The following is a 26,114-nucleotide window of genomic DNA, read 5'->3' on the forward strand; positions in this document are numbered from 1 at the left end:
CAGAACAAAGCAGAACCCTATAAATGGATAAGACTTTATTAAAACTGGAAATCGGCAAGTGGAACGAAGCTTGTCGATTTCTTAAAAGCAAACAAACAGAACTCTCTACAGCAGAATGGACTGCTATAGAGACACTGGCCGACTATTGGCGAAAAAAATTTGATCCGGATGCTACCAGCGAATGCATGGACCTGATAAGCACTCTTGAACAATCGGATAAATTACACAGCAATAATAAAGAAATTATTGTATGGAGTAAAGAGTTTCGTACGATCGCCAGGAAATATTACACTAAAGACGAAACTACATTTTTAGTATTCCAAAATGCGTTAAAGGAATTATATCAGAGTTCTGCACCCCGCTCTTCGGCTCCTCTTCAGACACCTGCCAACAGTGAATCTCAAAATATCATATTAAAACAAAATGCCAAAAAATGGGCAAGTACTTATTCGCAGTTATACGAGAATCAGAATGAACTGGACCGAGATGAATGGAATGCTGTCCGTTTCTTAGCCAATTTCTGGAAAAACGGTACATTTAACGAAACGTCCCGAAAAGAATGTGAGCAGTATATCTCCATTCTAATCGCATCAGACAAATTGCATAGCAATAACAAAAACATCATTACCTGGAGCAAAGATTTTCGTGGAATAGCCAAAACATATTATACAAAAGATTCTAAAACTTTTGAGGACTTCAAAAAGTTCATGACGAAATATACCCGCGAAAACCCGATACAAGAAAGAGCCCCTCAGGAAAGAATACCACAAACTCCTCCCCGGCAAACCTCCCCTTCCATTGAAATAACCGGATTGGTAATTGCCAATACTGACGAAAAAGGTGATCCCATTCCTTCGAATCAGGCCGAGCTCGATACTCGTAGCTGCTATTTACAGCCTCGAATTGATTATCGAGTATTAAGAGGAGGGAGCAGTGTAGATATATGGTACAAATTATACGCTCCCGACAGGACACTCATGACAGCCAGCAACAGCAAGTCCGGTTATACGTGGTATGGCAATGTCCCTCTCACAGGTTCCCGATCTGCATATCCCTTGAATGGCTTCGGAAGTATGTCTGGAAATGTATTCTCCGCTGGCCAATGGATTATTGAGTTCTTTGAGAATGATCTGCAAATTGCAACGTACACATTCACAATCAAACAATACCGGGCCTCTACCCCGCCCCCGCAGTCACGGGTAACGCCGCCGCCTCCTCCAAGAACCCCATCTAACCGACGAACATCTACAGTTCCGCCTAAAAAGGGGCACGGAGGTTTGTGGTCGTTCCTGATTATCACCGCTATCATAGGCTTTTGCGGCTATCAATATTGGTATAAACCTATGGCCATTGATCGGGACGCAGAGCGTACCTATGTATACGTATCCAGCTTGCTGCAACGTTCCGATAAAAATGCAAATGTAGAATATAATCGTATCCAATCTCTGCCCTATGGTTCGGAGCTCATCACTTACCAAAAAGAAGGAGATGGATGGTCATACATTAAAGCCAATGAGAAAAAAGGATATGTATCTACCAATTACACCCTAAGTAAGGCTGATTTTGAATTGTTGAATAACTTATGGGGAAGCAAAGAAGCTATGGAAGGAGCACCGACAGCAAAATGTCGGCTGGCACTCGTAGACTTTATAAAGAAAAACAACTATAAAACAGGGACGGGACAATGGCAGTTGTTTGCACAGCCCATAGAAGTCAAACCTAACGCAGTACTTTACCCCCGCCTGGCTAACGGATATACGAAGTTTACAGAATTTGCGTTTATCTTATCCAACACCTCCACACACGAAGGCGTACTGGCTATTTATTCGTTTGCAGATGACGAAACTCCCGTTTTTATATATCAAGAGCAAACAACAGAAAATGCCCAAATAAAAGATATTAAATATTATCCATGGAAAACAGATAAATATAAAGTTATCTATGCTACCCCAAATGCTACGGTTAGTCGCTCGCCTCAACTCCCAACCAACCAGCAGCCGTCAAAAACAAAGAGCGAGAACGGACTAAAAATAACGAAGGCACTTTTTGGAAACACTGATAAAAGTTACAATGTTCTTACTCAATTTGGGACACAGCTCCCCACCACCACTCAGTACTTGTCTCCACGTATTTTCTATGAAAATCCTGCGGGGAAGAGTTCAGCGGTCATCAAATATAAAATTATCACTCCACAGGGGAACTTAATGACTGGAACAGGATCACCCTCCGGATATACTAATGAACAAAAAGTAACTCTAAACAGATCCGGATATATTAATTTAGCCGGTTGGGGAAATACAACCGGAGATGCGTACACTTCTGGAACTTACCGGATAGAATTCTGGTCCGAAGGACAATTATTGTATTCAACCGGAGTGCAAATTCAGGGCAATTCAGAAAAGGCTGTAACCGTTTCTTCAAAACCTGTTGAGTGTCCCATCAAGATCCGAACAATGTTATTTGCCAACTCAAACGATAAAGGGACCATTTTAGAAGATTATGGGAAGCCGCTTTACGGAAATAAATTACAATACCTGAAACCAAAGATTATTTATTCAAGTCTAAACGGGGCCAGAAACATTACATTGTATGCCAAAATCTATCGTCCCAATGGTGTACTCATTGCCAACAAGAACTCGCCGAACGGATACACTTACAAGCATGGTATATATACACCTGCTGTCGGAGCTGATAACAATGTTTCTTATTTAACAAGCTGGGGAAGTCCAGAGTGTGACGTGTATTCTCCAGGTACTTATCAGTACGAGATATGGTACGAGGGAAGTAAAATCTTCTCCTGCCAAGTAATTGTACACTAAGCATAATACAATGAAAAAGAAAATTATACGGTATCTAATAATATCGCATCTAACATTTATCCTTTCTATAGGCGGTATGGCAGTAGCTTTCTACTACTACCATACTGCCCAAATGGCACAAATTAAGAATGCGAACATTCTTCTCATCTCAAAAGATGAAATGAAATTACGCTTAATAGACTATAAGGGCCAAGAATTATTCACTGCCGACATAGCTTGTGGGAAGAATTATGGCAATAAGGAAAAACAAGGAGATTTAAAAACTCCTGAAGGAACTTTTAAAATAATCGATATCCAAGATGCTTCTAAATGGAAACACGATTTTGGAGATGGGAAAGGTGAAATAGAGGGTGCATACGGTAATCATTTCATCCGGTTAGAAACACCCGGACATAAAGGAATTGGGATTCATGGCACCCACGACCCATTATCTATTGGGACCCGAGCGACCGAAGGATGCATTCGAATCAAAAATTCAGAATTAGAGCAATTAGTATCTTTAATCCGAGTGCCGACAACTGTTATCATCACGCCTGCTGTAAAAGACATAAAACCCAGTAAATAACAAACTGATGAAAACATTCAAACGATTCCTGTTCATTTGTATCGGACTATTCATTATAGTCCTCTCTACCCAAGCTTTGGAAAAGTATGAAGTGACCGCCAATACTTTTCTAAACATACGTAGTCATGGAAGCACAAATGCTCCTGTCATCGGAACAATAAATCATGGGGGAATCGTAAATGTAGAATCAATAGATGGCGAATGGGCAAAGATATCCTTCAATGGCGGATGTGGATACGTAAGTACGGCCTACATACGACCTGTTACTCCAACACCTCCCGCAAAAGCTCCAACAAATACATTCAGCGACTGGTTTCGACAAACAAATTATGATTGCCGCCCTTTAGTTTATATCATATTAGGACTTTCTATTGTGCTATTCATCCTTAGAATGCGTCGTGGAGAAAGTACTCCGCTGGAAGACACCGAACATACGATAAACCTCAGTTTATTCATTACCGTCTGTTTGTTAGAACTATTTTATGTGTTTTCAATGGGCGCAAATAGTATTTGGTTTTGCACTCCCGATAAAATAGGATGGCTATGGACCATCATTAATTTCTTTATATTCGGTGCAGTTGTATTTAATCAATGGATGTGTTTTTTCAATACCTTGAATGATGTGCAATACAATTCCTACGCAACTTTCAATTGGACATGGGGAATATATACTTGGGGCATCTGTATCATAGGCGCTATCATTTGTGGCTTTTTCTTTGCAGGCTTTTTGCCTGTGATAGGAATTGGATTTCTTGTCGGACAATCTGTGCAAACAGGTATTATTTTCAATAAAGTACTTCCCAAAGGTGGATGGAAACATGCATGTATCTGTACATTAACTTATTTAATTGGTTCAACAGCCACTGTCTTAATTGTAGCTCATTTCCTCATCCTTTTACTAATTGTACTAATTGCTCTCTTTTTGCTTTCACTTTTAGGAAAATCATCTTCTTCATCCGGCGGTAAAAGATGCTCCAATTGTAGTCACCTCAGTGGTTCCAGTTGTAACTTAAGCGGACGTTATATCAGCAGCCCGTCTACCACCTATTGCGATAATTACCAATAATACTATTTAGAAAGAGAAACGTCAGGCAATGCATTTCTCTCTATAGATAGTTGCAGATAACCAAAAAATAATCTACTTTTGTTTTCAAAATTAATCAAAGTGCCAATTTTATAAAGACTTAATAAGATGGTAGACGTAAAAACGATTATCGAAGAATCACAAGAGAAGATGGATATGGCAGTGATGTATCTGGAAGAAGCACTGGCACACATCCGCGCCGGAAAAGCAAGCACACGCTTGCTGGATGGTATCCGTGTAGACTCTTACGGAAGCATGGTGCCCATCAGCAACGTAGCTGCCGTAACCACTCCCGATGCACGCAGCATCACGATTAAACCTTGGGATAAAAGCATGTTCCGGGTTATTGAAAAAGCCATTATCGACTCCGATCTCGGTATCATGCCGGAGAATAACGGTGAAATTATCCGCATCGGCATCCCCCCTCTTACCGAGGAACGCCGTAAACAACTTGCCAAACAGTGTAAAGCTGAAGGCGAGACAGCTAAAGTAAGTATCCGCAACGCGCGCCGCGACGGTATAGATGCACTGAAAAAAGCTGTAAAAGACGGTTTGGCTGAAGATGAACAAAAGAATGCAGAAGCTAAACTGCAGAAGGTTCATGATAAGTACATCGCCAAGATTGAAGAAATGCTGGCTGAAAAGGACAAAGAAATTATGACCGTATAATTCTAAATTACAAGTTACGAGCTACGAGTGCAGTGCACAAGCACAGCCCCTCCAATCATTTCTTATAGCTCGTAACTTGTAATTTGCAGTTTATAAAACATGAAGGGATTAGTAATAAAGAATACAGGTAGCTGGTATCAGGTGAAAACCGATGACGGGCAGTTGGTTGAATGCAAGATCAAAGGTAATTTTCGGCTGAAAGGCATACGGAGTACAAATCCCGTTGCCGTAGGTGACCGTGTACAAATCATACTCAACCAAGAAGGAACGGCCTTTATCAATGAGATAGAAGACCGGAAAAATTACATCATCCGCCGTTCATCGAACCTCTCCAAACAATCGCATATTCTTGCAGCCAACCTCGACCAATGTATGCTGGTGGTGACTATTAACTATCCCGAAACTTCAACCACCTTCATCGACCGTTTTTTGGCGTCGGCAGAAGCCTACCGTGTACCGGTGAAGATTCTTTTCAACAAAGTGGATGCTTATGATGAAGACGAACTGCATTATCTGGACAGCCTCATCACCCTCTATACCCAAATAGGTTACCCTTGTTTTAAAATATCCGCACTGACCGGTGAAGGAGTCGATGCCATACGCGAGGAACTGAAAGGCCGGGTAACCCTCTTCTCCGGACATTCGGGAGTGGGCAAATCAACCCTCATCAATGCCCTTGTCCCAGGGCTGGAAGTCAAGACCGCAGAGATATCAGCTTATCACAACAAAGGAATGCACACCACCACTTTCTCCGAAATGTTCCCCGTCCCCGGCAACGGATATATCATCGATACACCCGGTATCAAAGGTTTCGGCACTTTTGATATGGAAGAGGAAGAGATAGGCCATTACTTCCCCGAAATATTCAAGACTTCGGCAGACTGCAAATATGGAAACTGCACACACCGTCAAGAACCCGGTTGTGCTGTTCGGAAAGCGGTAGAAGAGCACTACATCAGCGAATCACGCTACACTTCCTATCTGAGTATGCTTGAGGATAAGGAGGAAGGAAAATACCGCGCAGCATACTGAATCTCTGCTATTTTTCAGAGAATATTCTTTATTCTATTTTAATGCTTCACTTAGCAGAGTAACTGCTTCTCCTACAAAAAATACGTTTCGATCTTCCATCTTCCACCTTTTTCCACTTACTCCATTAATAATCAATGCAATGACATGGTGGAAGATCGCATTTTCAGCCTGTTTATCTTCCACCCGCATCTTCCATCTTCCACCCGTTAACTTGAGCGCCATCCAATCGTTAAGACACTGATAAGCAACACTAAGGAACGTATTTATTAACTGAATACATTGTTTAAAGCATTGTGCTTTCCTTTACTGTTTAGTCGAAAATGATCCGCTCTTCATCCCATCCCCGCTACCCGGGCCCATGAGCCCGTATACTCGGGCTTATAAGCCCGCATACCAAGGCCCATGAGCCCGCATACCAGGGCCGGAATAAGCAAACGGAGATTCATCATAACATACTTGTATACAATAGTTTAATATCAAAAACAAATACCGTTGGTTAGTTCGTAATCCGCGAAGAAGAAGAAAAGAACCGTCGCACTTTATCAGGAGGATGATTCGATGGCTGTTACAATAAGTCCTGACCCTTTTACTAAAAAGATAATGAGGCTTTCATATGTATACAGATTACCCCGGATATGGTTCGCTCCATCGGAGAGAGTTTATCGTTTATCTCCGAAAGTATAACAGGCCCATCAGTGACCGACACCTTCATCAAACGCGAAAATACAGCATTGATTTATAATAGAAGGGATACAGCAAGAGAAAGCGTAACTACTCAGGTATCAACAGAGTGCATACTATTCGTCTCACTATTCAATAACAGCAAGAATGGCATTGCATACCACCTTTTTTAATTAGTTAATTAAAAATAAAAAAAATCTTTTTGGAGGATGTTCATATAAAAAAAGTCATATATTAACAAAATAATAATTTTATTATTACTGAAAACCAAGAAACCTTACTAATTATGAAAATACTTTTTTCCCTAGACGTCTCCAACCAGCGACAAGTTGACTTTTGTAATAGAATACTAAAGATTCTGGATAATAAAGATGATAGCAATGATATTACCCTTATATGTAAATCTCAAAATCATCTCAGTGATTATCTATATATCCCCCCGTCAAGTCATATAAAAACAGAAGAAGCAGAGATTATTCTTACTTATGGCAAAACAGGTTTGAGCCACATTAGTCAATTTGCAAGAAAATCAAATATCCCAATCATACACTTCATAAATACAGAGTATTTAAAAGACGAATATTTAAGTGAAGACCAACAAGTAGAAAAAATAATACTTTGTGATTGCTTCAATCAGCTCTTGGAGAGTTTCTTTCAAAAAGACAAAATGTTTGTCTTACCATATTTTTCTATACCAGTCGTTACTAAAAATGTAGAAATAAGAAATAAAAATAGCCCCAAACTATTAATAGCTATCGCACACCCTAACCTTAAAAATTCACCGGTCTATTATATCAGTAACTTATTAAATATTTTATCAGACTATAGAATCACAATACTTTATAATGGAGATCCTCTTATCCCTATATTCAATTCTAATATTACACTTATCAATGTAAAAGAATCGAATATCGAAAAAGTAATTCTATCAAATGATATAATCATCGGGGATGGTATTTCTATTTACACAGGAATAATGTTAGGTAAACCATGTATCGTGATTGGAGAGCAAGGATATGGAGGACTTATCACACCCCAAAACCTCAGCCAACAATTCGCTAATAAGTTTCAGGGACGGATAGGGGGAAGCTTAAACGAATACATCCCTTTGAATTTGATCATGAACGATATTCAATATGTACAAAATACAGAAAAGAGCAAAAACATAGACTGCATTATTATTAAAAACAAAGAATTGTTGGACAATGAGTATCGCCAAACCCAGCAATCGCTTAACGACTTAATTTTAGAAGTAGCAGCCAACCACAAACAATTATATACGTTCCCTATGGAAATTCACCTTAGGTTATCGGATGCTTTTCACCTTATTAAATTTTCTGATACCAAATTTGTATTAGCTTATACAGCCAACAACAAAGTCCATTCAAGTTTTGGTAAAGAAGAAGCTGAAATTATAGCCCTTTTTAAAAGAAGTTGCTTAATAAAAGATGCTATAAATATGAGTCCATACAAAAAGGAACCTAAAATATTTGTGGAGTTTATCCAAATGCTGTTTAATGAAAAAATACTGATAGCATGAACGTAAATAAACCCACAACAGAAAAGAAACTCATCGATTTAAATAATGATATTATTCATAACTTCGATGTAAGTATCGTTATGTCTTTCTATAAAAGATATACAGAGTTCAAAAAAGTATTACCACATAATGCACCCTATTTACAACGAAACGGTATTGAGGTAATCATTGTCCTGGACGACCCCGATGAAAAGTCAGAACTTCTAATGCTGCTTCAAAATTATCCATTCATAAATTGGAAGCTAATTATTAATGAACGAAAACATGCTCCTCGCAACCATGCTTCCGTACTAAATGTAGGACTCAAGCATGCTACCAAAAAGTATATCCTACAAATAGATCCTGAAGTAGAATTCCTCACTGATATTATATGGCAAATGAGAGATGCCATAGAGAAATATCCCATGCACTATATCCTCGCAATGATGGCATATGTACCCTATGAGCAGGAACTTACAGAAAATAATATAAAAGAGTTGGATTTTATCCCGTGGGGTAATTTGATGGTAGAACGTAACCATCTATACAAATTACATGGTTATGATGAAACATTCATCACATGGGGTGGAGAAGATAATAATATGCGTGCACGGTTGGATATGTCTGGTATCAAAAAATTCATCCTCCCAGAGGCAAAGACTATTCATCGGGAAAAAAATTATGATCCCAACGAACGCTCTAAACGTATCAATAAACATAGCATTTCAGATTGGAGAAAAATGAATTATCCTTCGGAAGCAATTGCTAACAAAGATATTTGGGGAAGTGAATTTAACAAAGTCATTTACGACTGGCAAGACAATCAATATGCAAAAGACTTGTGCTATACATATCTACAGCAATTTATCGGTTTCGAAATCAGACACCCCGCCGCATTTCGGAAAAGGCATAAAAAGATAGTCCTCTGCCAAGCGTACAACGAAGAAAAACTGATAGAAGGTTTTCTAACAAATATGGCAAGCTATTTTGACGGTATCATTTTGCTGGATGATGAAAGTACGGATCGAACTTGGGATTTAGCAATCCATGACAAAATTTTATTAAAAGTGAAAAAGAAAAGAAGTGGGTTCAACGATTTAGAGAATAGAAATATATTACTCGATTTAAGTGCCTTCTTCCAATCCGAATGGTTTTGTTTTATGGATATTGACGAAAGATTTGATGAGAGATTTACCAATTTCTCAGAATTTGAGAATAATAAAGAGATACATGTGGTAAGTTTTAGGGCTGTGTATTTATGGAACGATGAACAAAGTTATAAAGGTGATATTCCGAGTTCTAACAAAGGTATCCTCACAGTTTACCGAATGTTCAGACCTATAGGGCATACTCACATAAACACCCATAAAAAATTGCACTTCATAGCGACTCCGTATTTCACGAACACATGGCAAAGCAATATATTATTTAAAGACTATGGATCCATGAAAGAAAATGATCGAATTAGAAAATATGAAAGGTATATACAAGAAGACCAACAAAAGGACATGTCGTCAGGGTATGATTACTTATTGAATAGCGAAAATCTATATCAATTGGATAAAATTGAAGAATATTAAAAATACGGTTTCCCGTCATAAGGAAATAAATAATAAAATAAGAATAACTAAACATGTAAATACTGCTAATAAAAACAGAACATTGCAATGCAGATTAAGACAAAAATTATGTTTATATCTGCCATGGTTTCCCTGACATACCATGCCGCCCAACAGGTCGAAAAGCAAAAAATACTGCTTCACGAAAAAGTCAAGAAACAATTAACGTCTTACTAATATTTTAACAATATGAAAAAACTGAATATAAATAAATTGAGTGAATATCCTGTAGTGAATATAGAAGAGCAGACTTCTCTTAAAGGAGGAGTTAGCCAAGATGAGTTTTTTAGAATGTTAGAGAATAACACTTGGCAAGGCGGTTATGTTGATGGTTATGGTTATGCAGCCCCGGCTGTAACAATCTATGGAACTTCTTGGAACGAAACCGGGAGATGGGATATAGACGGATGCCCGGCCTGCGGTAACGGATCAAGACAAGGATGGAACACAAATCAAACTGCCGCTGAGGACAATCTAGTAACAAGATTAACTCACTTCTTTTTCCATAAGCACGCTTATTACGGAGACAAGTAATCATTAATATAGCAACAGCTTGCAGTTATTCTATGACCTTAAAGTTAAGATTATCTGCAAGCAAAATTTTTAAATCCCATGAAAAAAGTACATCTCTTTTTATCTTTGATGGTTGTTATTCTTACGTATCCCTTAATTAGTCTTTTAATAGTATTAATTATTGGAAACTTAGTGCAGAATCCAACCCTTTGGTCACATCCCATCACTCTATTATCCCTCGTTATATTTATTTTATTATTCAGAAAGAGCATTCAGTTTCGCCAATCTTTTAACATCAAAATTTCCATAAAAACAATTATTTCAATTTTTATCTTAAGTATATCCATGTATATAGTTATAGGATTTATAGATTTCATTTCCAAAGATATATCATTAATAAAAAAAGAATTTTTCACGTTTCCAAGATTGATATACGGTTTAGTTTTAATTCCTGTTTTGGAGGAGATAAGTTGCAGAATTATTATTATCAATAAATTCAAAGATAAATTAAATCAATGGATTATAATTATAATGACCGCATTGTATTTTGGTATGCTACATGCAGGCAGTATATATACGGTTATTGGTTTATCATGCTTTGGATTTGTATTAGCATATTTATATATCAAATCAGGAAATGGGCTTCTTCTTATACTATGTCATTTCTTTTACAATACTATTAATTTCTGTTCATATAGTATTTTTTGGTCTGTTACATCAAAAGCCTCAAATTATATATACAATCCTATACATTACATTATAGTTGCTATTTCAATCATGTATATTATTTATTTTTTTCTTAAAAAGAAATACGTTTAAAGAAAGAACAAATACACATAAGCCAAGAACAAATTTAACTGTATATTAACTACTTTCTATTTAATAGGAGACAATATAAATTACAAAGATCATTATATAAATTATTATATCCATACTTATATTTAGGTATAAGAAAATTATATAACCCAGTTCCAAACTTTACCGAGAAAATAATCAGAAGGAATATTTATAAAAAAGGAAAAACCATCTGCAAATCTCGAAAAAGAAAATCCAAAGAACAACTATGAGAATAAACTTTCCATCTTACATTCAACATGACCAAATGGATTGTGGACCAGCCTGTCTGAAGATTATAGCCCAAAATTATGGCAAAAGATTTTCATTGAAATATTTGAGGGATCGCTGTTATGCAACTCGCGAAGGCGTATCATTGTTCGACATTGGCCGGGCAGCAGAAGAGATTGGTTTCCGAACACTGGCTATCAAAGTTACATTCGAAGATTTAATAGAGAAGATGCCATTGCCATTAATTGTACACTGGAAACAAAGTCATTTCGTAGTAGTCCATAAAATCACGAATAGAAAAGTTTATATATCAGATCCTGCACAAGGACTTACCCATTACAACCATAAAGAATTTAGGGAAGCGTGGGAGATGTGCAACGGACTTGGAACCATCATGATATTAGAAACGACTCCCGAATTTCACAACATGAACGAAATGGAAACCCGAGCCTCTTTCAGCCATTTTATGAAATATCTGAAACCTCATCACCGATATTTAGGACAAGTTATAGTAGGTATGGTTGCAGGGATATTGATCGGGCTACTTTCCCCTTTCATATCCCAATCCATTGTAGATTTCGGCATTGGGTCCGGTAATATCCAATTTGTGAACACCATGCTGATAGCAGGTATGATTTTGGCATTTAGTTCAATGGCATCTGACTTTATCCAAAGCCGCCTTATGCTGTATGTGTCAGAGCGGATTAACATGGGAATGGTCAGTGATTTCCTCCGCAAAACCATGAGTTTACCCATTACTTTTTTTGAGCGTAAAATGGTTAGCGACTTACTAACCCGAATAGATGACCACGGACGTATACAGTCATTTATCATGTCCACTTTTCTGGGAATCTTCATCAATATCCTACTCTTTGTCATCTACAGCCTGCTTATGCTCTATTACGAAAGTAATATGTTTCTTGTATTTATGATCGGTAACACAGTTTATACCGGATGGATATTTCTTTTTCTAAAGCAACGAAAGAAACTAGATAATCAACTATTCGGATGCAGGGCCACTAATCAGAACGATCTATTGGAATTATTAGAAAATGTGAACGAAATAAAGATAAATAATATCGCGAACAAACGAAGATGGAAATGGGAACTCAGCCGCTTTAAAATTTATGGTTTGCGGGTAAAAAACATGAATCTCGACCAGATAGAAGCGACCGGAGCCTCTTTTATCATCCATTTACAAGGGCTTTTTATTACTTATATTGCGGCTCTAAATGTAATAGAAGGGACAATGACGCTAGGTATGATGATGGCAGCTCAGTACATATTAGGGCAACTGAATGCCCCCATAAAAAGTATGATTGGTTATGTACATTCCCTACAATTTGCCCGTATCAGCCTCAAACGTGTAAACGAGGTCATTTGGGAAGAAGAACCAGAAATATCTGAATCAAAAGTTTCTATTCCTATAGAAAAAGGCATTAAGGTGAAAGATTTAGATTTTTACTATAACCCTAATTTAAACAAAGTATTAGACAATATAAATTTAGAGATACCGGAGGGAAAGATTACAGCTATCGTAGGGGAAAGCGGAAGCGGTAAAACCACTTTACTAAAATTGTTACTCAGGTTTTATAAACCAACAAATGGTGAAATTGAAGTCGGAGGAGTGCCATTAGATAATATCGATTTATATCGTTGGCGTAATAGTTGCGGTGCCGTATTACAAGATGGTAAACTTTTTAATGACACTATCTTATATAATATCACATTGGAAGATGAAGAAATGAACGTAAATCAAAAACAACTAGTGAAAGCGATTCAACTGGCAAACGCAGAAAATTTCATTAATGCTCGCCCTTTAAAGCTATACACTCCACTTGGAACTAATGGTTCAGGATTAAGTCAAGGGCAAAAGCAACGTATACTAATAGCCAGGGCGATATACAAAAACCCAGACTTCATATTCCTGGATGAAGCGACAAACTCTCTTGACACGAATAATGAAAAACAGATTTCCAAAAATTTGGAAACCATCTTAGAAGGAAAAACCGCCATTGTAATAGCGCACCGATTAAGTACTGTAAAAAATGCCCATAATATAGTGGTCATGGAAAAGGGAAAAATTGTGGAACAAGGGACTCATCAAGAACTTATAAATTTAAAAGGAATATATTACGACCTAATCTCTAGTCAATTAGAGATTGGATAAAATGATACATCATGTCAAAAATTCAGTTACGCCAAGTCTATAGAGACCAGTTGTACAACTATCGTCCTACGTGGATATTAAGATGGGGAATAACCATTTTCTTCGTTTTTCTTTTACTGGTTATTTCCGTTTCCGGATTTATAAGATATCCAGATATTGTACCTGCTACAGTTGAAATTACAACCATAAATCCGCCAGCAAATCTAATTTCCAAAGTAAATGGAAAAATAGAGATCATATTCACAGAAGAAGGAGAAAGTATAACAAAAGGACAAGTCCTTGCCATATTAGAGTCACCAGCACAATGGAAAGATATGAAGATTTTAGATCATTACATTACAGTCCTAGAAAACACAATTGGAAAAGACAGTCTTTCAGTAATTCCCGAACCCGATTTTTTGCGCAATGATCTTGAATTAGGAGAAGTACAGGGACGCTATGCTGATCTTAAGCTCAATTATACTGAGCTATACAATTTTCTACATTCCGGACTATTTGAAGAAGAAATATTGTCATTACAAGAAAAAAAGCAGGCACAAAAGCAATTATTATTACAAGAGAATAGAAAGAGAGAACTTTTAAAAGCACAAATCAGATTTGCAGACAAAGAATATCAACGAGATTCCATTCTGTTTGTAAAGGAAGTCATTTCTGAAAGTGAAATAGAACAAAGACACCAAAACAGGCTCCAGTTCCAATCTTCACTTGTAGATATGGAAGTCAACATATTGAACATTAAATCCTCATTAAAACAACTACGCTCTGATCTAAAAAAAATAGAATTAAAGCATAACACCGACAGGCAGGAGCTAACAAATAAACTTCTACAAAGCACGCACTTATTAAAAGCGCAAACGGAAACTTGGAAACAAAATTATTTAATTACTACCCCTATAGATGGTAAAGTAAGTTTTACTACATATTGGAGTAAGAATCAAAACGTCAAATCAGGTGAGCTTATTTTTTCTGTTGTTCCCATTGATTCTATGACAACAAAAGCCAGACTACAATTTCCCATACAAAATTCGGGAAAGATAAAAGAAGGACAACAAGTCAACATCAAGTTACAAAATTATCCATACCAAGAGTTCGGAATGTTGGTGGGTCATCTATCCAAAATATCAGAAGTTCCTAATGAACTATTATATAGCGCAGACGTAGTTTTAGATAAAGGACTTATTACGTCTTACGGGAAAAGACTTCCTAAAGTGCAACAACTGAAAGGAGATGCTGAAATCCTAACAGACGATTTGAGTTTATTAATGCGTTTTTTCAATCCATTACGGGCCATTTTTGATCACAGATTAAGAAAACATAATCAATAAGACACCTTAACACAAAAAATAAATCTATATTTTAATTTCCCGATTAAACCTTTTCCCACCCTCTTAGTCTAACCTTAGAACGGACATATACTAATACTAAGACATGGATAAAAAGGTTAAATGGGGCATCATCACATTGATTGGTGCCGGACTGATAGGCTGGGGTATCTACTCTCAGCTTCCTAAAGCAAATGAAGAGTTGGCGGCAGCCGACAAAGTGATGGCTGGCAAGCAGATCAACAAAAGAGTTCTGAATGTAAATGCCAAGATCATAAAGCCACAATTGCTGACAGATCAGATTCAAATTAGCGGCAGCTTGATGCCTGATGAAGAAGTGGATCTTTCTTTCGAGACTTCGGGAAAGATCGTTGAAATCAACTTTGACGAAGGCAGTGCCGTAAAAAAAGGACAGCTATTGGCGAAAGTAAACGACCGTCAGTTGCAGGCTCAGTTGCAACGCCTCGTAGCTCAGTTAAAACTTGCCGAAGATCGTGTATTCCGTCAGAACGCTCTGCTTGAACGGGACGCTGTCAGTAAAGAAGCCTACGAACAAGTAAAAACGGAACTGGCTACCCTCAATGCGGACATCGACCTGGTGAAAGCTAATATCGCCATGACCGAACTTCGCGCTCCTTTTGACGGAGTAATCGGGCTCCGGCAAGTAAGTGTCGGTTCATATGCCTCACCAACCACTATCGTAGCCAAACTGACGAAAATTATTCCTTTGAAAATAGAATTTTCCGTACCAGAACGTTATGCAAGCCAGGTAAAGAAAGGCACCAACCTCAACTTCGAACTGGAAGGTAAATTAAGTTCTTTCCCGGCAAAAGTATACGCAACCGAGTCAAGAATCGACCAGTCTACCCGTACGCTGACCGTTCGTGCCCTATATGCCAACAGTAACGGCGCACTGCTCCCGGGACGCTACGCCAGCATTCAGCTGAAAAAAGAAGAAATCCCGAATGCCATTGCCATCCCATCCGAAGCGATTGTACCGGAAATGGGTAAGGATAAAGTATTCCTCTATAAATCGGGCAAGGCTGAACCGGTAGAAATAACCGCAGGCATTCGTACCGAAGCCGAAGTGCAGGTAATAAAAGGTCTGCAGATGGGTGATACCATCATCACTTCGGGAACCCTTCAACTCCGTACAGGATTACCTGTCACACTGGATAATATCAATTAACTCCCGACCGCCTTATGAATATATCCGAATTAAGCATACGACGGCCGGTACTCTCAACGGTATTGACCATCATCATTTTACTCTTTGGACTGATCGGGTACAACTACCTGGGTGTCCGGGAGTATCCGTCTGTAGATAATCCTATAATCTCAGTATCCTGCTCCTATCCGGGTGCTAATGCCGATGTAATCGAGAATCAGATTACCGAACCCCTGGAACAGAACATCAATGGTATTCCGGGTATCCGTTCGCTGTCCAGCGTCAGCCAGCAGGGACAAAGCCGTATCACGGTAGAGTTCGAGCTGTCCGTCGATCTGGAAACAGCAGCCAATGACGTACGCGACAAAGTATCCCGTGCCCAGCGCTACCTGCCGCGCGACTGTGACCCTCCTACTGTTTCGAAGGCAGATGCCGATGCTACTCCTATCCTGATGGTAGCTCTGCAAAGTGACAAACGCTCCTTGCTGGAACTCAGTGAAATTGCCGACCTGACCGTAAAAGAACAATTACAAACCATCTCCGACGTAAGTAGCGTTTCCATCTGGGGAGAAAAGCGCTACTCCATGCGCTTATGGCTCGATCCTATCAAGATGTCGGGTTATGGGATCACCCCTATCGACGTAAAGAATGCAGTAGACAAAGAGAATGTCGAACTTCCTTCGGGCAGTATCGAAGGAAATACAACAGAGCTCACCATCCGTACCTTGGGGTTGATGCACACCGCAGAAGAATTCAATAACCTGATCATCAAAGAAGAGAACGACCGTATTATCCGTTTCAGTGACATAGGCCGCGCCGAACTGGGGCCGGCCGATATCAAAAGCTATATGAAGATGAACGGAGTACCGATGGTAGGTATCGTCGTAATCCCACAACCCGGTGCCAATCATATCAAGATAGCCGACGCAGTGTACGAACGCATGGAGAAGATGCAGAAAGACCTTCCCGAAGACGTGAAGTATTCTTACGGATTCGATAACACCAAGTTTATCCGTGCATCCATCTATGAGGTAAAAGAGACGGTTTATGTAGCCTTCATCCTGGTTATCATCATTATTTTCCTTTTCCTGCGCGACTGGCGGGTGACGCTGGTTCCCTGTATCGTAATCCCGGTATCACTGATCGGTGCCTTCTTCGTCATGTATCTGGCGGACTTCTCCATCAATGTACTCTCCATGCTGGCGGTCGTGTTGGCGGTAGGTCTGGTGGTAGACGACGCTATTGTGATGACCGAAAACATCTATGTACGCATAGAGAAAGGTATGCCTCCGAAAGAAGCCGGCATCGAAGGAGCAAAAGAGATTTTCTTTGCCGTCATCTCCACCACCATTACACTGGTGGCCGTGTTCTTCCCCATCGTCTTTATGGAGGGTATGACAGGACGTCTGTTCCGTGAATTCAGTATTGTAGTTTCCGGATCGGTGATTATCTCTTCATTCGCAGCCCTGACCTTTACTCCGATGCTTGCCACCAAACTGTTGGTAAAACGGGAAAAACAAAACTGGTTCTATATGAAAACAGAACCCTTCTTCGAAGGAATGAACCGTCTGTACAGTCGTTCACTGGCTGCTTTCCTCAACAAGCGCTGGATTTCCTTACCTTTTGTAGCCATTACAATCGGTATCATCGCTTTCTTATGGAACCACATTCCTGCAGAAATGGCTCCGCTGGAAGACCGCTCACAAATAAGTATCAACACCCGTGGTGCTGAAGGTGTGACATACGAGTACATTCGTGACTATACGGAAGACATAAACGATCTGGTAGACTCGATCGTACCGGATGCAGAGTCGGTAACAGCCCGTGTATCGAGTGGTAGCGGTAATGTACGCATCACGCTGAAAGATATGAAGGATCGTGACTATACACAGATGGACATTGCCGAAAAGCTATCGGCGGCAGTACAGAAAAAGACGATGGCGCGCTCGTTCGTCCAGCAATCGTCTTCTTTTGGCGGACGGCGTGGCGGCATGCCCGTACAATATGTGTTGCAGGCTACCAATATCGAGAAACTACAGGAAGTACTGCCTAAGTTCATGGCCAAGGTATACGAAAATCCGGTATTCCAGATGGCGGACGTAGACCTGAAATTCAGCAAACCGGAGGCACGTATCAATATCAACCGCGATAAAGCCAGTATAATGGGGGTAAGTACCCGCAACATTGCCCAAACCCTGCAATACGGATTGAGCGGACAGCGTATGGGATACTTCTATATGAACGGTAAGCAATATGAAATCTTAGGAGAAATCAACCGTCAACAACGCAATACGCCTGCCAACCTGAAAGCAATCTACATCCGCAGTGACAAAGGAGACATGGTACAGCTTGACAATCTGATCGAGTTGACCGACGGCATCGCACCTCCCAAGCTGTATCGTTACAACCGTTTCGTGTCGGCTACTGTTTCCGCCGGACTGGCGGAAGGCAAGACCATCGGACAGGGACTGGACGAGATGGACAAGATAGCCAAAGAGACTTTGGACGACACGTTCCGTACGGCACTGACCGGTGATTCGAAGGAGTACCGTGAAAGTTCTTCAAGCCTGATGTTTGCCTTTATCCTGGCCATTGTGCTGATTTACCTGATCCTGGCGGCACAGTTCGAAAGTTTCAAGGATCCGCTGATCATCATGTTGACTGTACCTCTGGCTATCGCCGGTGCACTGGTATTCATGTACTTCGGCGGTATCACGATGAACATCTTCAGTCAGATCGGTATTATTATGCTGATCGGTCTGGTAGCCAAGAACGGTATCCTGATCGTGGAGTTTGCCAATCAGAAACAGGAAACAGGTGAAGACAAACTGACAGCTATCAAGGATGCGGCATTGCAGCGTCTGCGTCCCATCCTGATGACAAGTGCTTCTACCATCTTAGGATTGATCCCGCTGGCGTTCGCCTCAGGTGAAGGTTGTAACCAGCGCATTGCAATGGGTACGGCTGTTGTGGGAGGTATGTTGGTATCTACCTTGCTGACTATGTACATCGTACCCTCTATTTACAGTTATATTTCGACGAACCGAAGTAATAAATTAAAGAGAGAATGAAACAGATTGCCCTATTTATCATAGCATTGTGCTGCACCCCTTTGGGTCTGCAAGCACAACAGCCACAAATTTATACTCTAAAATCCTGTCTGGAGTACGGCCTCCAGAATAATTATTCCCTGCAAATAGTCCGTAACGAAGAGCAAGTAAGCAAAAATAACGCTACGCCGGGTAATGCCGGCTACCTGCCTACCCTCGACCTAACGGCCGGTTATACAGGAACTGTGGACAATACCAACACCAAGGTCCGGGCTACCGGGGAGTCGGTAAAAGAAAACGGTGTCTTCGACCAGACCGTTAACGTGGGGCTGAACCTGAACTGGACTATCTTCGACGGCTTCAACATCACTGCCAATTATCAAAAGCTGAAAGAGTTGGAACGACAGGGAGAAACCAATACCCGTATTGCCATCGAAGACCTGATAGCTAACCTTGCAGCCGAATACTACAATTACGTTCAACAGAAAATCCGCCTTCAGAACTTCCGCTACGCCGTATCCTTGTCAAAAGAACGCCTGCGAATCGTGGAAGAACGTTATCACATCGGTAACTTCTCCCGCCTGGACTATCAACAGGCCAAAGTAGACTTCAATGCTGACAGTGCCAAGTATATGAAGCAACAGGAATTGCTGCATACGTCGCGCATCCAGCTGAACGAACTGATGGCCAATGAAGATGTGGACCAGCCGATTGTGATAGAAGACAGTATCATTAAAGTTAACGCAGGACTCCGGTTCGAAGAATTATGGAACGCCACTCTACTGACCAACGCTTCATTGCTGAAAGCCGAACAGAACAATACACTCGCCATGCTGGACTATAAAAAGGTAAACTCGCGTAACTACCCATACCTCAAAATGAATACCGGATATGGCTATACCTTTAATAAATACGACATTGCCTCCAATAGCCAAAGAGGCAATCTGGGCGCCAACTTCGGGGTAACAATCGGATTCAATATCTTCGACGGAAACCGCCGTCGCGAAAAGAACAACGCACGTATCGCCATCAAAAACGCCCGTCTGCAACGGGAGCAGCTGGAACAAGGACTGAAAGCGGACCTTAGCAATCTGTGGCAAGCCTACCAGAATAATCTGCAAATGCTGAAACTGGAACGGCAAAACCTGGTGGCTGCCAAAGAGAATCACGAGATAGCCATGGAACGATATATGTTAGGAAACCTTTCGGGTATCGAAATGCGTGAAGCACAGAAGAGTCTGCTGGATGCGGAAGAGCGAATTCTGTCTGCCGAATATGACACTAAGTTATGCGAAATCTCCCTGCTACAGATCAGTGGGAAAATAACAAAATATCTGGACTAAACGTACACTTAGCCCTTCTCCTTACAACATTCGGGGGTGTGTCAAAACTTACCACAGAGGGAAAGACTTTTGACACGCCCCCACCTTTTAAGCCGACGGAACTGTTTGTTTTAATACAAAAGAAGCCTTGTATCGCCCGTTCAGATTGCTTATCTTTGCAGCCAATCCAATCACAAGAGTACGGCGGGCAAACCAAGCGATATTTCCCACGACTCTTTGTGTACCACGTACAACTAAGTAAAAAAAGAAACAGAAAGATGGGATTATTCATAAAGAAACCCTTTGAAGCCCTGTTGGCAGAGGCCAATGCGTCAGGAAGTAAATCATTGAAACGAGTATTAGGTCCCTGGAGTCTGGTAGCACTGGGTGTCGGTGTCATTATCGGAGCAGGACTCTTCTCAATCACCGGAACCGTAGCAGCAGGCTATACAGGACCGGCCATAACACTTTCATTTGCCATTGCCGCACTGGGATGCTGTTTTGCAGGACTCTGCTATGCGGAATTTGCTTCCATGATTCCGGTTGCCGGAAGTGCCTATACCTACTCATATGCCACCATGGGCGAACTGATTGCCTGGATCATCGGTTGGGACCTTGTCCTTGAATATACAGTAGCGGCTACCACTGTCAGTATCAGTTGGAGCAGATACCTCGTGGTCTTCCTTGAAGGGCTCAACATACATCTTCCGCAAGCACTAACCGCCTGCCCGTGGGATGGAGGAATCGTCAATATCCCTGCATTCCTGATCGTGGTACTGATGAGTATCTTCCTGATTCGCGGTACGGAAGGCAGTTCCATCTTTAACGGTATCGTAGTATTCCTCAAAGTATCGGTGATCGCTATTTTTGTCGTATTGGGCTGGAAATATATCAATGCGGATAACTATACTCCATACATTCCCGCCAATACAGGCACACTTGGAGAGTATGGGATTTCGGGTGTCTTACGCGGGGCAGCTATTGTCTTTTTTGCTTTTTTAGGATTCGATGCCGTCAGTACGGCCGCCCAGGAAACAAAGAACCCGAAACGAAATATGCCGATCGGTATCCTGGTATCACTCCTTGTTTGTACTGTGCTCTATATGTTGTTTGCCCACGTAATGACGGGAGTTGCCCACTACACTGAGTTTAGCGGACAGCAGGGCATTGCACCGGTAGCTATTGCCATCGAACATATGGGGCATACCGATGCGGCAGGCATCATCCATCCGGACTATCCCTGGTTGAACCGTGCTATCGTTCTTGCCATCCTGTTCGGTTACTGTTCTGTAATTATGGTCACTTTATTGGGACAAAGCCGCGTCTTCCTGAGTATGAGCCATGACGGACTGCTCCCTCCATTCTTCTCGCACATCAATGAAAAGTTTCGCACACCGGCACGCAGCAATCTCCTGTTTATGCTGATAGTAGGTTTATTGGCTGCATTCGTCCCGGCACGCCTTGCAGGAGAGATGACCAGCATCGGCACACTGATGGCTTTCACACTGGTATGTGCCGCCGTATTGGTAGTACGAAAGACCATGCCGGATATCCCCCGTTCTTTTAAAACTCCGTTTGTGCCACTCGTCCCGATTTTAGGAATACTCACCTGCCTGTGCATGATGCTTTTCCTTCCCGCCGATACTTGGATACGTCTGGTATTGTGGATGCTCATCGGGTTGGATATTTACGTTGGCTATGGTATGAAGCACAGCAAACTGGAACAAGGCGTGAAAAACCGCCGGGGACAATCGGCACTGAACATGATCGGTATCGCACTGTCTGTGCTTTGTGTCATCACCGGGCTATGGCACCAGCAGACGGTGGGTTGGGACGAAAGTAAAGTATTGCTGATAATCTCATTCGTTTTCGCATTCACGCATTGTGCATATTATATGATGCGTATCTGGAAAGGGACAGCGAAGCAAAAATAGTCTAATCAAAACTCACCACAGAGTACACAGAGTAACACAGAGACGATTTTAGGTTGTTGATTATCAATAAAAAGACTCTGTGATACTCTGTGTTACTCCGTGGTGAAAGAAGTTTCGACATACCCTCTTTGCGATATACTATTCCACCGCTTGCATCACCCGCTTCGCTGTTTCAATGCAATCTCCTTCAGCCTCCGCCGAATAGGGATTAGTGGCTTTGGTCCAAGGTTCTTCCACTGCATAGAAATCAATTTTCTCCGGGGTTTTACCTTCCAGTTTCTGAGAGAGAGAATCGAAATAAAGCTTCCAACGCATATAATAGAAATCCTTCAGCAATCCGTTCCACTCTTTGTGAGCATAATCACGAAGTCCGCCATAATCGGCTGCATTCCGGTTGCCCCAAGTCGTAATCTGCACACGGGCATTCCACTCATACAAAGCCTTTTCTTCGGATGTACCACCCAACGCCCGCGCCTCTTCAATCCACTTTCCTACGCGAAACTCCGGGCGGGTACCCAACAACTGATCCTGCAACAGAATCAGGTTCAGGAACTTCTGAGAAGCCATTCCGAAGAGTTCTTTATCACCACTCCGGTAAGCAGCGGTAACCGCCTTCTGCATCAGCCTGCCCTTCTCTGCGAGTGCCTGCCGAACGATATCCACCAGATCGTACTCAAAATTATTGTTTCCTTTATAACGATCGGCCACAGATACCATCAGGCGTGCAGCCTCAATCACATCTTGCGGACGGTAGTAATCTTTCATTTCCGACCAGCTGGACACCTGGTACACATCTTCCGCCGGACGTGCACAGAATACGGATTCGTGTGTACCTTGCTGCGTCAGGTTCTTCGGTGAGTTATAAATGGAGTTCGCCAGTTTGGTCCAGGCAGCCTGTACCACCGGATCATCTGCACCGTAACGTGCTTTCACATACTCCTTCAACCATTCCTCTTTCGTAAACCGCTCTGCACGCCAAGGCAGTTCCATCACCAGTTCGTACATCACAGGATTATTCTCTATTCCCTCAGGGGTCATCCCCACACCTTTAAGTGTAGAACCTGCGTGCGGATCGGCTTTAGCGAGATAAAAATTATCGATCACATTATCCATCTTTCCGTGCAGTCCGACATTACCACCGTAGTTCAGCAACATACAGTATACCCAGTCGTGCTGTCCATATCCGTTTTTGCGATACCATTCGGAAGTGGAATCTCCCCACTGCGGACGGCATTCACTGGTCAGGTCGAGTATCAGCAAGTCACCGGCCCCCAGATTCTCAATCATCTTCGGACGTGGATTTGCCTGCCATGCCTGCGCCACCCAAACCGCTTTCGGATTGGCCTTCTTCATAGCTTTCATCACAGCCTTACCTGCCGCATCGAGATCCACGCCTGCCGTATTGCCTCCTTCATGGAAGGGGTCCATGGAGTAAAAGTCAGCTTTCCCGTATAGTTTCTCAAGCTCTTTATAGTAGAGAGAAGAGATTTCCTCAAAACGCGGGTCGCTTGGTTGCAGGAATGCCGGACGGCGATAGCCACACCATGTTCCCGGATCGGATACGTTCAATCCGAGTTTCTCTTTCGCATTATGGGGCACCATGCCGCAATAACCCGGAAGGACCGGTTCGATGCCGTATTCACGCATACGCTTCAGGATTTTCTTCTGTAAAGCAATCTGCTGTGTATACCAGCTATCCGGATTAGGTCCGCCCCAGCCTTCAAGGTTATTCATCAGCCACCAGGCAAAAAAGCCCGGACCGGATATGAACTCATTTATTTCGGTTTTGGTATATCCCAACTTATCAAGCATGTTATACCACACAGCCTCTGCCCCGGTCACAGCCAAAGGGATATTGATGCCGTGCAAAGCCATCCAGTCTATTTCTTTCTCCCATCGGTCCCAATCCCAGAAAGCCATGGAATAAGAAAAAGTACAATAGTTCAAATCATAACGGTAAGGCAGGGTCGTTTCTCTCCGTTCTTTTTTTGTCACCGGAGGAAGCACAGCCGGCAGTTTTGCCTGCATTCCGTTCCAGGAAAGGTGGATACCGGCATAATACTTCAGATACCAATTCAACCCGGTAGCGATGCTCACGTAATTGTTTCCACGAATAACGACTTTATCACCCTTCTGATCGAGTTCAAAAAAGTCGGTACCGGACTTCACTTGCTCGATAATAAACTTCTTCGAAGCTCCTTTGTCTATGCGCTCCAACAAGCCGGTCACCGGAGAAGCCATTGTCAAAGAAGTAACACAAAGTAAGATTGTTAATAGTATTGATTTACGATTCATAAATAATATGCTTTAATTACTGTTTTATCCCATAATCCATTTCGCCTTCTTGCCCAGCACACGATAGACAGCCCATACGATCAGCCACGAAACACCAAATGCCATGACAGACGCCACCGGTATCTGAATGCCCAGAGGCACTCCCAACGTACGTACCAACAGTACGGAAGGGCCGGTAAAGAAGTAGTGTATCATATAGATACCGAAACCACACAAAGTGAGATTGGCAAGCGCTTTCTTGATTCCCTCCGAACGGAAATTTACTTTTTTGCAAAGCATAAACACCGGGATGGTCATCATCACTACATTCAGCGAACAGTAAGTGAAGAAGAGCTCAAGCATCTCGTCACTGTATTCCGGCAAAGCCGTGATGTAACGGAAGCCAAAGAAGGTAACGGCATATCCTATCACAAACATTGGCAGACCGATTGCCAGAATCTTACCCAACGTCCAGTCAAGGTTACGCAGATAGTGTCCTAATAACAGATAGCCATTGAAACCGGCAAAGTAATAAAACATGCCGAACGCATTCCATGAACAGGTTCCCCAAAGATATTGCGCTACAAACTGATTGTAGTACGGCAATAACAGAGTGACAGCCCATGCACCGAGAAACCACAGCTTCGCCTTATCCGATGCTTTCTCCACCCAGGCAGAGAAGACGGGAAGATAAAGATATAAACCGATCAACAGGTAAATATACCACATGTGTACATCTACAATGGAGAAATTAAAAGGAATCTGAGCAATGTAATCCAAAGAGATGGACAGCGACTGGCGCATCACTTCCTCCCCCGAGTAAGGGAAAAAGTCGAGAATAATTTCGGGCTTGATGCCCAACAGACCGGTAATCCAGGGAAAAAGGTTGTAGATGACCGACCAGATGAGGAATGGCCATAAAACACGGGGGATACGTTTCTTATAAAAGACAGAGACTTCGCCGCGCACCGGCAGAAGCAGGGCTCCGGTAATCATCACGAACAGCGGTACGCAAGGACGAAGCAATGCTCCGTAGATGGCACCCCAAAGTTTGATTTCGTCAATATTAGGGGCAGTGCCCGGATAAAAGTTGAAAGGGTCCGTGCAGTGGCAACAGACAACGGTAAACATGGCAACGAAACGGACAACGTCCAGCCAGACAATGTGTTGAGGATTTTTCTGTAGTTCCATCGGGGAATTGTTTTACTGATAATGATTAAGGTGTTTATAATAAGAAAGGCATCTGTATAACACAGCATACAGACGCCTCTCACTCGAGTTAACATGATAAATAACCAATATTAATGA

General features: G+C 41.6%; 18 protein-coding genes. 15 read left to right on the top strand and 3 right to left on the bottom strand.

The features are described 5' to 3' along the window. Window positions 1-23: 23 nt before the first annotated feature. The 5 genes from KO473_RS12800 to rsgA all read left to right on the top strand — a co-directional run bounded on the left by KO473_RS12800 (window position 24) and on the right by rsgA (window position 6,169). Window positions 24-2,819: an SH3 domain-containing protein gene (locus KO473_RS12800; protein WP_005810550.1), complete on the top strand. Its 2,796-nt coding sequence runs from the start codon at window positions 24-26 to the stop codon at window positions 2,817-2,819. 10 nt (window positions 2,820-2,829) lie between these two features. Then, entirely contained in the window at window positions 2,830-3,384 is a 555-nt protein-coding gene (locus KO473_RS12805) for a L,D-transpeptidase (RefSeq protein ID WP_005810551.1), read from the top strand. Window positions 3,385-3,391: 7 nt separating this feature from the next. Beyond that, window positions 3,392-4,450 (top strand): SH3 domain-containing protein, encoded by a 1,059-nt coding sequence (locus KO473_RS12810; protein WP_101602560.1) that lies wholly within the window; start codon window positions 3,392-3,394, stop codon window positions 4,448-4,450. Between the two features lie 126 nt (window positions 4,451-4,576). Continuing rightward, a complete protein-coding gene (gene frr, locus KO473_RS12815) occupies window positions 4,577-5,137 on the top strand; it encodes a ribosome recycling factor (protein WP_005775374.1) in 561 nt (186 codons plus the stop codon). A 99-nt stretch (window positions 5,138-5,236) separates the two neighbouring features. Beyond that, window positions 5,237-6,169, top strand: coding sequence for a ribosome small subunit-dependent GTPase A (rsgA, locus tag KO473_RS12820; protein WP_005775373.1), 933 nt, complete (start codon window positions 5,237-5,239; stop codon window positions 6,167-6,169). 33 nt (window positions 6,170-6,202) lie between these two features. Here rsgA and KO473_RS12825 read toward each other — a convergent pair whose 3' ends face one another. After that, entirely contained in the window at window positions 6,203-6,391 is a 189-nt protein-coding gene (locus KO473_RS12825; RefSeq protein ID WP_005810553.1) for a hypothetical protein, read from the bottom strand. Window positions 6,392-7,136: 745 nt separating this feature from the next. Here KO473_RS12825 and KO473_RS12830 point away from each other — a divergent pair. From KO473_RS12830 to KO473_RS12875, 10 genes are all read left to right on the top strand, one after another. Then, entirely contained in the window at window positions 7,137-8,390 is a 1,254-nt protein-coding gene (locus KO473_RS12830; RefSeq protein ID WP_005810554.1) for a hypothetical protein, read from the top strand. After that, window positions 8,387-9,949, top strand: a complete 1,563-nt coding sequence (locus tag KO473_RS12835; protein WP_005810555.1) for a glycosyltransferase family 2 protein — start codon at window positions 8,387-8,389, stop codon at window positions 9,947-9,949. The genes KO473_RS12830 and KO473_RS12835 overlap by 4 nt, the downstream gene beginning before the upstream one ends. Window positions 9,950-10,177: 228 nt before the next feature. After that, entirely contained in the window at window positions 10,178-10,522 is a 345-nt protein-coding gene (locus KO473_RS12840) for a hypothetical protein (protein ID WP_005810557.1), read from the top strand. A gap of 324 nt (window positions 10,523-10,846) precedes the next feature. Beyond that, complete coding sequence (locus KO473_RS12845; protein WP_225481530.1) at window positions 10,847-11,320, top strand: CPBP family intramembrane glutamic endopeptidase; 474 nt, start codon at window positions 10,847-10,849, stop codon at window positions 11,318-11,320. A 244-nt stretch (window positions 11,321-11,564) separates the two neighbouring features. Further along, window positions 11,565-13,736: a peptidase domain-containing ABC transporter gene (locus KO473_RS12850; RefSeq protein ID WP_005810559.1), complete on the top strand. Its 2,172-nt coding sequence runs from the start codon at window positions 11,565-11,567 to the stop codon at window positions 13,734-13,736. Window positions 13,737-13,747: 11 nt separating this feature from the next. Then, on the top strand, window positions 13,748-15,061 hold the full coding sequence (locus tag KO473_RS12855) for an HlyD family secretion protein (protein ID WP_005810560.1): 1,314 nt from the start codon (window positions 13,748-13,750) through the stop codon (window positions 15,059-15,061). A 103-nt stretch (window positions 15,062-15,164) separates the two neighbouring features. Next, a complete protein-coding gene (locus KO473_RS12860) occupies window positions 15,165-16,247 on the top strand; it encodes an efflux RND transporter periplasmic adaptor subunit (RefSeq protein WP_005775369.1) in 1,083 nt (360 codons plus the stop codon). A 14-nt stretch (window positions 16,248-16,261) separates the two neighbouring features. Beyond that, a complete protein-coding gene (locus KO473_RS12865) occupies window positions 16,262-19,297 on the top strand; it encodes an efflux RND transporter permease subunit (RefSeq protein ID WP_122130296.1) in 3,036 nt (1,011 codons plus the stop codon). Next, entirely contained in the window at window positions 19,294-20,619 is a 1,326-nt protein-coding gene (locus tag KO473_RS12870; RefSeq protein ID WP_022011044.1) for a TolC family protein, read from the top strand. The genes KO473_RS12865 and KO473_RS12870 overlap by 4 nt, the downstream gene beginning before the upstream one ends. A 257-nt stretch (window positions 20,620-20,876) precedes the next feature. Further along, entirely contained in the window at window positions 20,877-22,532 is a 1,656-nt protein-coding gene (locus tag KO473_RS12875; protein ID WP_005775365.1) for an amino acid permease, read from the top strand. A 138-nt stretch (window positions 22,533-22,670) separates the two neighbouring features. Here the strand turns inward: KO473_RS12875 and KO473_RS12880 are convergent, their stop codons facing one another. Both KO473_RS12880 and KO473_RS12885 read right to left on the bottom strand, forming a co-directional pair. Continuing rightward, complete coding sequence (locus KO473_RS12880; protein ID WP_122130298.1) at window positions 22,671-24,827, bottom strand: alpha-N-acetylglucosaminidase; 2,157 nt, start codon at window positions 24,825-24,827, stop codon at window positions 22,671-22,673. Between the two features lie 24 nt (window positions 24,828-24,851). After that, window positions 24,852-25,997, bottom strand: a complete 1,146-nt coding sequence (locus KO473_RS12885; RefSeq protein WP_032539608.1) for an acyltransferase — start codon at window positions 25,995-25,997, stop codon at window positions 24,852-24,854. Window positions 25,998-26,114: the final 117 nt, after the last annotated feature.

The sequence above is a fragment of the Bacteroides sp. HF-4919 genome (assembly GCF_018860125.1).